Genomic DNA, 10,840 nt, shown 5'->3' with positions numbered 1-10,840 from the left:
GCCCCGTCGCCGCCTGGAACTTCTGGCAGGCCAACGGCTGGTACTGAGCCACCCACCCCGCACCACGCATGACAGCGGCGGCCCCGCACCCCGGGCCCGCCGTTTCGGCGTTTCCGGACCGCCGCGTGATCCACTGACCAGGTGACCACCGAGCCCGCACCGGACCCCGAAGCACGCGGCGTACGGCTCGTCCCCGTACTCCTCGGCCTCACGGTCGTGAGCGGTCTGATCGACGCCGTGAGCTTCCTCGGCCTCGGCCATGTCTTCACCGCGAACATGACCGGCAACGTCGTCATGCTCGGGTTCGCCGCCGCCGGAGCCCCCGGTTTCACGGTCCGGCACACCGCGCTCTCCCTGGCCTGCTTCCTGGTGGGCGCGGCGGCCGGCGGCCGTGTCGTACGACGCGTCGGCGGCTCCCGCCGCACGGGGGCCCGGGTGACGCTCGCCGCCGAGGCGGTGCTGCTGGCCGGCGCGGCCGTCGTGGCGTACGCCACCCCCATGAGGATCTACGCGGTCATCGCCCTGACCGCCTTCGCGATGGGCCTGCGCAACGCGACCGTCCGGAAACTGTCCGTCCGCGACCTCACGACCACCACCGTGGTGACGATGACCCTGACCGGTCTGGCCTCCGACTCCCACGCGGGCGGCGGCACGGGCCGCGGCACACCCCGCCGGGCCGCGGCCGTGATCGCGATGTTCGCGGGCGCGGCGCTGGGCGCGTGGCTGGTGATCCACCACGATGTCGCCCTCCCGCTCGTCGTCGCGGCGGCGACCTCCGGGGTCCTGGCGCTGACGGCGTCCGGCCGGGACTGAGGGTCCCTCGGCACCGGGCGGCTGATCCGACCGGGGGACGGCGGGCGTGCCGTCCGGCGTGGCGCGGTACGGGTACTCGCGATGCGCCGGACGACCCGCCGGCACCGAACGAGCGGAGACCGCGGCCATGACCATGCCGGACTACCAGGTGGGCGACCATGTCGTGTTCAACGACACCGAGATGCGCGCGCTGCTGAACCTGACCGCGCCGATCACCCCCACCCTCGGCACGATCACCAAGGTCGAGTACACGGTGCAGCGCGAGGACGGTTCGACCACCACGGTCAGCCGCAGCGACTTCGTCACCCCGCGCTGACGCGCAGCTCCTTCACCCCGTTGATCCACGCGGACCGCAGCCGCCGGGGATCCTCCACGAGCCGCAGCCCCGGCATGGCGTCGGCGAGGGCGTTGAAGATCAGGTCGATCTCCAGCACGGCGAGGGACTTGCCGAGGCAGAAGTGGGGCCCGCCGCCACCGAAGCCGAGGTGGGGATTGGGGTCCCGGGTGACGTCGAAGTCGTCGGGGCGTTCGAACACGTCGGGATCGTGATTGGCGGAGGCGTAGAAGATCCCGACCCGCTCCCCCTTCCTGATCAGCTTGCCGCCCAGCTCGGTGTCCTGGGTGGCGGTCCGCTGGAAGGAGACGACGGGGGTGGCCCATCGCACGATCTCCTCGGCGGCGGTCGAGGGCCGCTCGGCCTTGTACAGCTCCCACTGCTCGGGGTGGGTGAGGAAGGCGTGCATGCCGTGGGTGATCGCGTTCCGGGTGGTCTCGTTCCCGGCGACGGCGAGCATCAGCACGAAGAACCCGAACTCGTCGGAGTTCAGATTGCCCTCGTCCTCGGCCGCCACCAGCGTGGAGACGATGTCATGGGCGGGACACCGCTTGCGCTCCGCGGCCATGTTCATGGCGTACGAGATCACCTCGGCGGCGGAGACCGCTCCGACCTCGGCGGTGATGGCGTACTCGGGGTCGTCGTACGCGATCATCTTGTTGGACCACTCGAAGAGCTTGGCCCGGTCGTCCTGGGGGACGCCGATCAGCTCGGCGATCGCCTGGAGGGGCAGCTCACAGGCGACGGAGGTGACGAAGTCGAAGGGGCCGTCGTGCGCGCGGGCGCCGTCGACGATGGCCCGCGCCCTGTCGCGCAGCCGCCCTTCGAGCCCCCGGATCGCGCGGGGCGTGAACCCGCGCTGCACTATCTGCCGCACCCGCGTGTGCTCGGGCGGATCCATGTTCAGCAGGATCAGGCGCTGAGCGTCGATCGAGTCCCGCCGGATGTGCTCGTTGAAGCGGATGATCGCGGTGTTCAGGTAGGAGGAGAAGATCTCCGGGTGGGTGGACACGTATTTCACGTCGGCGTGCCGGGTGACGGCCCAGTACCCCTCGTCCTGGAAGCCGGCCACGTTGCCCGACTGCGGGATCCAGCGGACCGGTTCGGCGCGGCGCAGCTCGGCGAACTCCGGGAGGGGCACACGGTGGTGCAGCAGGTCGGGGTCGGTGAAATCGAACCCGTCGGGAAGCGCTGGACAGGGCATGGGCAGCTCCAGCCATCGAACTTTCCATCTGACGGCTCATCAGAAATAGATTGCGGTGAAGGTAGTTCAGGGTGCTGAAGGCTGCAAGACCCTTGCGGTGACGCACATCACGTCCGCAGACTGCTCAGAAGAACTAGAACACGTACTAGTTCCTCGGAGGAGGATCCGCACCCATGGCCGCCGAACCCGTGATCGTGGAAGCAGTCCGCACCCCCATCGGCAAGCGCGGCGGCGCGCTGGCCAACCTGCACCCCGCCTACCTCCTGGGCGAGACCTACCGTGAACTCCTCGGCCGCACCGGCATACCCGCCGACGCGGTCGAGCAGATCGTCGGCGGCACCGTGACCCACGCCGGCGAACAGTCCATGAACCCCGCGCGCACCGCCTGGCTGACCATGGGCCTGCCGTACGAGACGGCGGCGACCACGGTCGACTGCCAGTGCGGCTCCTCGCAGCAGGCGTCGCACATGACGGCGAACATGATCGCGGCGGGCGTCATCGACGTCGGGATCAGCTGCGGGGTGGAGGCGATGTCGAGGGTCCCCCTCGGCTCCGGCTCCAAGCACGGCCCCGGCAAGCCGTTCCCGGAGGAGTGGAACGTCGATCTCCCGAACCAGTTCGAGGCGGCGGAACGTATCGCCCGCCACCGCGGGCTGACGAGGGCGGACGTGGACGAGCTGGGCCTGCTGTCCCAGTCCCGCGCCGCCGTCGCCTGGTCCGAGGAGCGCTTCAAGAAGGAGACGTTCGCGGTCCAGGTCCCGACGACGGAGGAGGAACAGTCGGCGGGCCAGGGCATGTGGCGCCTGGTGGACCGCGACGAGGGTCTGCGCGACACCTCGGCGGAGGCCCTGTCCCGCCTGAAGCCGGTCATGCCGACGGCGATCCACACGGCCGGCAACTCGTCCCAGATCAGCGACGGCGCCGCGGCGATCATGTGGGCGTCCAAACGGATGGCCCGCGCCCTGAAACTGAGGCCGAGGGCACGGATCGTCGCCCAGGCCCTGGTCGGCGCGGACCCGCACTACCACCTGGACGGCCCGATCGACGCGACACGCGCGGTCCTCGGCAAGGCGGGCATGAGCCTCAAGGACATCGACCTGGTCGAGATCAACGAGGCCTTCGCGTCGGTGGTGTTGAGCTGGGCGCAGGTCTTCGAGGCGGACCTGGCCAAGGTCAACGTCAACGGCGGCGCGATCGCCCTCGGCCACCCGGTCGGAGCGACCGGCGCCCGCCTCATCACCACGGCCCTGCACGAACTGGAGCGCACGGACAAGGAGTTCGCCCTCATCACGATGTGCGCGGGGGGCGCGCTGGCGACCGGGACGATCATTCAGCGGATGTAGTCCGGGCGAGGAACCCGGGGAACCCTGGAAACGCGGCGGGCCGGACGGCGGGGACCGGCCCACCGGGTTCCCGGGTTCCCGGGTTCCCGGGGTCGCGGACGGCGACGGTGGAGGGGAAGCCTCCGCTCCACCGCCGGTCCACCGCCGGCGCTCGGCAGGCGGGCACGGGCGGCGCCGCTCAGCCCCCCGTCCGATCCCCCGTGAGCGCCGCCGGCGCACCGCGGGGCGTCCTCTCCGGTGCCGCCGGTGTCGTCGAGCGTGCCCGCGGCCCCATGAACAGGTACGCCAGGCCGAAGCCGCCCAGGACGACCGCCGCGCCGCCGGCCGCGTCCAGGATCCAGTGGTTGCCCGTGGCGACGATCGCCGAGACCGTGAAGAAGGGGTGGAGGAGGCCGAGGGCCTTCATCCACCACTTCGGGGCGACGATCGCGATCACCAGGCCGCACCACAGGGACCAGCCGAAGTGGAGGGACGGCATCGCCGCGTACTGGTTGGTGAGGGCGGTGAGCGTGCCGTACTCGGGCTGGGAGAAGTCCTGGACGCCGTGGACGGTGTCGATGATGCCGAGGGCCGGCATCAGCCGCGGCGGCGCGAGCGGGTAGAGCCAGAAGCCGACCAGGGCGAGGAGGGTGGCGAAGCCCAGGGCCGAGCGGGCCCAGCGGTAGTCGACGGGGCGGCGCCAGTACAGCAGCGCCAGCACCGTCAGCGGCACCACGAAGTGGAAGGACGTGTAGTAGAAGTCGAAGAAGTTCCGGAGCCAGTCGACGCCGACCACCCAGTGGTTGACCGTGCGCTCGATGTCGATGCGCAGGAGGCGTTCGAGGTCGAGGATCTGCCGGCCGTGGGCCTCCGCGCGGGCCCGGCCGCCGGAGTTGGTGCCGCCGGTCGCCGCCAGCCGGACCTGCTGGTACGCCGCGTACGTCACCCGGATCAGGAGCAGTTCCAGGAGCAGGTTCGGCCGGGTGAGGACCCGGCGCAGGAACGGGAGCAGCGGGACGCGCCTGAAGCGCGTCGGGACCGGCTCCGCGTACTCCGCCGGGATCGGCGCGCGGTAGTACGGGGAGGTGCGCGGCAGGAAGGGGACGACCGTCGCGGCGGCGATCGCGATCAGCAGGATCGCGTTGTCGCGCAGCGGGTACAGCGCCGCCATGTTCGGCAGCATCATCTTCGCCGGGAGCGTCGTCACCAGGACGACGGCCACCGGCCAGACGTAGCGGTCCGAGGCGCGCCTGCCGACCCGGCCGACCATCGCGGGCAGCACCCACAGCAGTTGGTGCTGCCAGGTCGTCGGGGAGACGGCGATCGCCGCGCAGCCCGTCACGGCGACCGCGAGGAGCAGCTGGCCGTCGCGCGCATAACGCACCGCGCGGCGGATGCCGAGGACGGCGACGGCCGCGCCCAGCGTCAGGAACAGGCCGATCTCCGGCGGACCGGAGAAGCCGAGGCGCAGCAGCGCGCCGTGCAGGGACTGGTTGGCGAGCGCGTCCGCCTCCCCGCCGAGGCCGACCCCCGCCATGTGGTGCACCCAGTAGGTGTACGAGTCGTGCGGCATCGCCGCCCACGTGAGGACGGTGACCCCCGCGAACGTGGCGCCGGTGGCGACCGCGACCCGGCGACGGCCGGTGAACCAGAGCAGGGCGGCGAAGAGCAGGACGGTGGGCTGGAGGGCGGCCGCGAGGCCGATCAGCACGCCGGCGGTCCGCCAGTCCCGGGCGACGAAGCAGCCGAGGAGCACCAGCAGCACCGGGATGACGCTGGTCTGGCCGAGCCACAGGGTGTTGCGCACCGGCAGCGACAGCATGAGCAGGCTGATCGCGACCGGCGCGGCGAGCAGCGCCGTCCGTCTGCCGATCGGCTGCGGCAGGGCCCGTGCGACGACCAGGCCGATGGCGACGACCAGCAGCAGGGTGCCGAAGGTCCACCCCCAGCCCAGGGCCTGCTCCGCCGCCCGGGTGAGGGGCTTGAGGACGAGTCCGCCGAACGGGGTGCCCGTGAAGCGGGTGGAGTCGTAGAGCGAGCCGTTGACGTGCAGCACGCCGTCCGGTCCGACCCAGGTCTCCAGGTCCGTCAGCCGTTCTCCGCGCGGGGTGCCGAGGACGACGGCCATCTGGCGCACGGCGAGCACCACCGCCACCAGCCAGAGACCGAGGCGGGCCGCACGCAGCCGCGCCCTCGCCGTACCGACCGCGGTCGCCCCGAAGGGCTCCGTCGGTCGCCCGCTGTGCTCCGCATTCGCCACGCCCGGTCGGCCTCCCGCCCCGTTCGTCCCACACGTCCGCCCGTGGGTGTTTCCTGGACGAACCCTACGAGGCTCGCACCACCCCCGAGGAGAGACGCCGGCCATCGCCGCTTCACCTGACGTCGGCCCTCGTTTTGTCCGGAAGACGATAGTGCGCCGGGAGCGGGGCCGCCTCCGAGGCCCGCGATGTGGGTCACAGCGCGGCCGGAACTGGCACGTCACACGAACGGAACAACCAGTTCAGCCGTACCGTCGTACGTCACCGACGGCGACGCGCGACGGCGGACGGTGACAGGCGGCGGACGGACGGCGAAGGGGCTGCGGGCATGCTCGGCTCGGTCGGGACGGTCGGTTTCCTGAGAGGCTGCTGGAATCGGCTACGCCCGAAGGAGTTACGGGCCCGGGTCGGTGCCGTGCTGATCGCCCTGCTGGTGATCCAGCTCGGCTCGCTCGTCGCCCCTGCCTACGCCTGCGGCTGCGGCGCCCTGGTCTCCGGCGACCAGCGGCCGGTGACGGTCGGCCGGGAGGTCTCCGTCGTGCGCTGGGACGGCGAGCAGGAGCAGATCGTGATGCGCCTGACCGTCGGCGGGAGCGCCGGACAGGCCGCCTGGATCATGCCCGTGCCGAACCGGGCGACGGTCCGGCTCGGCGACGCCGGACTCTTCGACCAGCTGGCCGAAACCACGGCCCCCGTGCAGCGCACCCGGCACCACTTCTGGCCGCAGGACGGCGACTGGCCGCTGACCACCGGCGGGGACGGCGGGCCGCCGCCACCCCCGCCCGGCGCGAGGGCCGGGTCCGGCGTGGACGTCGTCGGACGCGAGAAGCTCGGTCCGTTCGACGTGGCCCGGCTGGCCGCCACCGACCCGGCCGCCCTCCGCGACTGGCTGACCGCCCACGACTTCACCTTCCCCGGCCGCCTGGAGAACGCGCTCCAGCCGTACGTGGACCGGCGCTGGGAGTACGTGGCGGTCCGGCTCGCCCCCGCGGCCGACGGCGTCCCCCTGACCGGCGAGCTCGAACCGCTCCACCTCACCTTCGCCTCCGACCGCCTCGTCTACCCGATGCGGCTGTCCCGGCTGGCGCACACCCCGCAGTCGCTCGGCCTGTACGTCCTCGCCGCGCACCGCATGGAACCGGCGTCCCGCATCGGCGGCGAACGCCCCCGGGTCACGTTCGCGGGCCGTCTCGGCAGCACGACGGGCCCGCTGCGCGCCCTCGCCGCCGGTACGCCCTTCCTGACCGCCGTCGCCCAGGAGTTCCCGGTCCCCTCGGCCATCTCCGACGACCACGAGCTGCGCCGGGCGCCCGAGGACACCGCCTTCCGCCAGGTGATCTACGAGGACCGGCTGGTCACGGTCGTCGGTGTCCCGGTGTGGCTGCTGACGGTCGGCGGCGGTCTCACGGCGCTGGCCACGGCGGCGATCGTCGTCGCCGTACGCCGGGAGCGGGAGGGGCGGGGGACGGTACGGGCCCGGCACGCGCACGCGTGGCGGGCCCGGCGGGACCAGGGCAAGGACATCGGCATCGGCATCGGCATCGGCATCGATGCCGGCATCGGGGACAGGGCCGGGTACGCGTACGGGTACGGAGCCGTCGGCGACGGCGCCGCGCCCTCGATGCCCTCGACACCTCCCAAGCCCTCGGCGCCGCCTCCCCCGCCCGCCACGCCGCCGGTCCCCGCCAAGCCGCCCATACCCCCGGCGCCCGCCACACCCCCCGCGCCGCCCAGGCCGGCCACACCCCCGGCACCGCCCCGGCCCGCCACGCCGCCGGCGCCGCCCGCCCCACCCGGGCCGACCGCCCCGCCCCCGCTCACCGGCTCCCGCATTCCTTCCTCCGAACGAGTGAATTCGCCCACGGGCAACCGCTGACGACCGGCCGGACGGGAACCCACCCGCGGCCCCTGCCGTTGGCATGACGGGTGAGCGGTTCTCACCAGGCGCGTACACGGGAGGCAGAGCGCATGAGCGAGTCGCAGGTCTGGGACGCCGTCGACGCCTACTTCACGGCCCGGCTGGCCCCGGACGACGAGGTGACCACCGCGGCCCTGCGCGACAGCGAGGCCGCGGGGCTGCCCCAGGTCAACGTCACGGCGAACCAGGGCAAGCTGCTCCAGCTGCTCGCCCAGATCCAGGGGGCGCGGACCATCCTGGAGATCGGCACGCTCGGCGGCTACAGCACCATCTGGATGGCCCGCGCCCTCCCCGCCGACGGCCGGCTGATCTCCCTGGAGTACAGCCCGCGGCACGCGGAGGTCGCCCTGCGCAACATCGCGCGCGCGGGCCTCGACAAGGTGGTGGAGGTGCGGGTCGGCCCGGCCCTCGACTCGCTGCCGCTGCTGGCCGACGAGAACCCGCCGCCGTTCGACCTGGTCTTCATCGACGCCGACAAGGCCAACAACGAGCACTACCTGGAGTGGGCACTCCGGCTCACCAGCACGGGCAGCCTGATCGTCGTCGACAACGTCGTACGGAGCGGCCGGGTCGTCGACGCCGACAGCGCCGAGGGGGACGTCCGCGGCACCCGGTCCGCGATCGAGCTGATCGGCTCGCACCCGAGACTGAGCGGCACGGCGATCCAGACGGTGGGCACCAAGGGCTACGACGGTTTCGCGCTGGCGCGCGTCCTGGCGTAGCCCTCAGGCTCCCGGGCAAGCCCCCGGTGCGGGCTACAGCTCGTGGTAGAAGCCCACGTTGACGCTGCGCGGCCCGGTGCGGTCGATGACGACGATCTCGCCGGAACCACCGCGCGGCAGCGTCACCGTCCCGCCGTACGTGAGCGGCTGGGCGTACGCCCCGGCCACCAGCCGCACCTCGGAGGACGGTTCGGCCTGGGAGCCCTGGAGCCAGGTGACCTGCCAGGTGCCCTCGGGGCCGCAGAGGAACTCCAGGTGCACCCGGGAGACGAACAGCCAGTCCTCGGGCGTCACCAGACGGCACACGGCCTTGTCCCGGCCCACCCGCAGCACGGCACCCGGGTCACTGGGCGCATCGGCCATGAGCATGCCGGCCGTGGCACCCTCTTCCGTCCCGGAGACGGTGGCCATGGTGAGTTCGAGCACGTGCGCTCCTTCATGAAACAACGGCTGCATCGGCGGCTGAACAGTCTTTGCACAGCGGCCGCATGATAAATCGCCCGGGCCGGTCGCGTCCGGCACAATGGACGCATGACCGAGCGAAAGCCACCGGGTGTCCCGTTCGAGTCCTGGGTCGACAAGCAGATCCGTGATGCGGAACGGCGCGGCGAATTCGACCAACTCCCGGGCGCGGGGAAGCCGTTGCCACCGGGCACGGACACGTCGTACGACGAACTGTGGTGGATCAAGGCCAAGATGGCCCGCGAGGGACTCTCGGTCCTGCCTCCGGCCCTCGCCCTGCGCAAGGAGGCGGAGGACGCCCTCGCGGCGGCGTACGCGGCCTCCTCGGAACGCATCGTCCGGAAGATCATCACGGACGTCAACGTCAAGCTCCGCGAGATGATGTTCAAGCCGCCGCCCGGCCCCCCGCTGGGCATGAAGCCGTACGACGTGGAAGCGGTCGTACGGGAGTGGCGGGAGCGCCGGGCGGACGCGGGGGCCCCGGGCGGGGTCCACGGTGAGGGATCACATGCGCAGTAGCCGCTCGCTCAGCTCGCGGTAGTCCCGCAGGGCCAGCCGGAGTTGCTCGGTGTCGGCGGCGGGCTCCCCGTCCCCGGGGCCGGCCGGCCGCCAGGAACCGCGCAGGGTACGGCGCCGGCGCTGCACGACGTCGGTCAGGCGGGCCGCCAGTTCCTCCAGGACGTGGTCGGCCTCCTCCACGGCGTCCCGCGGGCCGTCCACGAACCCGACGACCGCGTGCTCCAGACGGGCGGTGAGCTTGTCGCACTCGTCGCGCGGGAGCAGCGACGGCGGGGTCCGGGACTCCTGCGGTGCCTTGCTCGCCGGCGAGGGCGAGATCGAGGGCGACGACGGTGACGGCGACGGCGACGAACCCCGGCCGTCACCCCCGGCGGCCACGTCGGCCCCGGTGCCCTTCGCGTCCTCGGCCCCGGTCACCGTGCCGCGTCCCTTCGGTGTCACGTCCGGCATCTCGCTCAGCCCTCCTTCGGCTGCTGACGGTGGAAAGCGCGCGGCAGACGGCGGTGGCCGTCGGCCCCTGGCGTGGCGGCCGCCGCGGTGTGCTCGGCGCGGTGACGGCGATCGGGCTCGCCGCGGGCCGGGGTGAGCAGGTCGTCGAAGAGCGCGCGGGCCTCGAGCAGGGCGGCCCGCATGTCCTCCGTGCCGGGCGCGGCCGCGTCCGGTGAGCCGTCGGGCGTCACCCGGGTGACGCGGTGCACGGTCCGGTAGCCCTGCACATGGTGTGCGTGGTGCACGGAGAGCGCGGCGACCTGTTCGTCGTACTGCGCGCCGTCCGGGAAGCCGCGCGCGCCGGCCACCTCCGCGAGCAGCTGGTCGGCCTCGGCGACCGCCTTCCTCGGCGAGTCGACGAAGTGCTCCTGCACGGCCGTCCAGCGGGCCTCGTACCGCTCGCGTTCCGCGGGCTCCAGCGGCCGCTCGCGCAGTCCGCCGTGCCGCTCCACGAGAGCGCCGAGTTCCCGCTCGGCCGCCTTGAAGTCCCCGTCGTGCCGGTCGACGGCACGGTCGTACTCGGGCCCGAAGCGCCGCTTCAGGCCGCCTGCGCCTCGCGATCCCCGGGCCCGCACGGCCGGGACGGCCGCGACGGCGACCACGACGACCGCCACGATCAGAGCGATGATCACGCCTGTGGACATGGTTGCCCTCCGATGGGTCGGCCCCGCGGGCCGATTCCGCACTCGGGTTGCCCGGACGGCCGTGTCCAAACGGATCCGGCGAAGGGCGGCGAGGAAGCGCCGGTCGCCGGGGCGGGGTCGTCGCACGGCCGGCCGGGTCGCTCGTCGACGGGTAT

At 72.7% G+C, this 10,840-nt stretch carries 11 protein-coding genes; 6 read left to right on the top strand and 5 right to left on the bottom strand.

Annotated features, from left to right (window positions below):
* The first annotated feature begins 141 nt into the window (after positions 1–141).
* Positions 142–813, top strand: coding sequence for a YoaK family protein (locus IE275_RS31865; protein WP_189715564.1), 672 nt, complete (start codon positions 142–144; stop codon positions 811–813).
* A gap of 127 nt (positions 814–940) precedes the next feature.
* Entirely contained in the window at positions 941–1,129 is a 189-nt protein-coding gene (locus IE275_RS31860; RefSeq protein WP_189715562.1) for a hypothetical protein, read from the top strand.
* Here the strand turns inward: IE275_RS31860 and IE275_RS31855 are convergent.
* Positions 1,116–2,351, bottom strand: a complete 1,236-nt coding sequence (locus IE275_RS31855; protein WP_189715560.1) for a cytochrome P450 — start codon at positions 2,349–2,351, stop codon at positions 1,116–1,118. The two genes, IE275_RS31860 and IE275_RS31855, sit on opposite strands and share 14 nt — an antisense overlap.
* Before the next feature lie 173 nt (positions 2,352–2,524).
* On the opposite strand from IE275_RS31855, the gene IE275_RS31850 reads away from it, so the two are divergent.
* Positions 2,525–3,694, top strand: a complete 1,170-nt coding sequence (locus IE275_RS31850) for a steroid 3-ketoacyl-CoA thiolase (RefSeq protein WP_189715558.1) — start codon at positions 2,525–2,527, stop codon at positions 3,692–3,694.
* 178 nt (positions 3,695–3,872) lie between these two features.
* Here the strand turns inward: IE275_RS31850 and IE275_RS31845 are convergent, their stop codons facing one another.
* The gene (locus IE275_RS31845) at positions 3,873–5,933 is read right to left on the bottom strand and encodes a bifunctional glycosyltransferase 87/phosphatase PAP2 family protein (RefSeq protein ID WP_189715556.1); all 2,061 of its coding nucleotides are present in this window, start codon (positions 5,931–5,933) and stop codon (positions 3,873–3,875) included.
* 326 nt (positions 5,934–6,259) lie between these two features.
* Here IE275_RS31845 and IE275_RS31840 point away from each other — a divergent pair, with 326 nt between their 5' ends.
* On the top strand, positions 6,260–7,807 hold the full coding sequence (locus IE275_RS31840) for a DUF2330 domain-containing protein (protein WP_189715554.1): 1,548 nt from the start codon (positions 6,260–6,262) through the stop codon (positions 7,805–7,807).
* A gap of 92 nt (positions 7,808–7,899) precedes the next feature.
* Entirely contained in the window at positions 7,900–8,571 is a 672-nt protein-coding gene (locus tag IE275_RS31835; protein ID WP_189715553.1) for an O-methyltransferase, read from the top strand.
* Between the two features lie 33 nt (positions 8,572–8,604).
* Here the strand turns inward: IE275_RS31835 and IE275_RS31830 are convergent, their stop codons facing one another.
* Entirely contained in the window at positions 8,605–8,997 is a 393-nt protein-coding gene (locus IE275_RS31830) for a hypothetical protein (RefSeq protein WP_189715551.1), read from the bottom strand.
* Positions 8,998–9,102: 105 nt separating this feature from the next.
* Here IE275_RS31830 and IE275_RS31825 point away from each other — a divergent pair, with 105 nt between their 5' ends.
* The gene (locus tag IE275_RS31825) at positions 9,103–9,552 is read left to right on the top strand and encodes a DnaJ family domain-containing protein (protein ID WP_189715549.1); all 450 of its coding nucleotides are present in this window, start codon (positions 9,103–9,105) and stop codon (positions 9,550–9,552) included.
* On the opposite strand, the gene IE275_RS46205 is transcribed toward IE275_RS31825, so the two are convergent.
* Positions 9,538–10,002 carry a hypothetical protein gene (locus tag IE275_RS46205; RefSeq protein WP_229870753.1) on the bottom strand — a complete coding sequence of 155 codons (465 nt, stop codon included), beginning with the start codon at positions 10,000–10,002 and terminating at the stop codon, positions 9,538–9,540. The two genes, IE275_RS31825 and IE275_RS46205, sit on opposite strands and share 15 nt — an antisense overlap.
* Positions 10,003–10,007: 5 nt before the next feature.
* A complete protein-coding gene (locus tag IE275_RS31815) occupies positions 10,008–10,685 on the bottom strand; it encodes a hypothetical protein (RefSeq protein ID WP_189715547.1) in 678 nt (225 codons plus the stop codon).
* Positions 10,686–10,840 lie beyond the last annotated feature (155 nt).

Source organism: Streptomyces phaeofaciens, assembly GCF_014648915.1.
In the GTDB taxonomy this organism is placed as follows: Bacteria; Actinomycetota; Actinomycetes; order Streptomycetales; family Streptomycetaceae; genus Streptomyces; species Streptomyces phaeofaciens.
This window is presented reverse-complemented; position numbering and strand designations above follow the sequence as displayed.

What these genes read in the sequence shown, in the direction of transcription:
- IE275_RS31860 (WP_189715562.1), top strand. Translation starts at nt 941, where the DNA reads ATGACCATGCCGGACTACCAGGTGGGCGACCATGTCGTGTTCAACGAC.
- IE275_RS31855 (WP_189715560.1), bottom strand. Translation starts at nt 2,351, where the DNA reads ATGCCCTGTCCAGCGCTTCCCGACGGGTTCGATTTCACCGACCCCGAC.
- IE275_RS31850 (WP_189715558.1), top strand. Translation starts at nt 2,525, where the DNA reads ATGGCCGCCGAACCCGTGATCGTGGAAGCAGTCCGCACCCCCATCGGC.
- IE275_RS31840 (WP_189715554.1), top strand. Translation starts at nt 6,260, where the DNA reads ATGCTCGGCTCGGTCGGGACGGTCGGTTTCCTGAGAGGCTGCTGGAAT.
- IE275_RS31835 (WP_189715553.1), top strand. Translation starts at nt 7,900, where the DNA reads ATGAGCGAGTCGCAGGTCTGGGACGCCGTCGACGCCTACTTCACGGCC.
- IE275_RS31825 (WP_189715549.1), top strand. Translation starts at nt 9,103, where the DNA reads ATGACCGAGCGAAAGCCACCGGGTGTCCCGTTCGAGTCCTGGGTCGAC.
- IE275_RS46205 (WP_229870753.1), bottom strand. Translation starts at nt 10,002, where the DNA reads ATGCCGGACGTGACACCGAAGGGACGCGGCACGGTGACCGGGGCCGAG.
- IE275_RS31815 (WP_189715547.1), bottom strand. Translation starts at nt 10,685, where the DNA reads ATGTCCACAGGCGTGATCATCGCTCTGATCGTGGCGGTCGTCGTGGTC.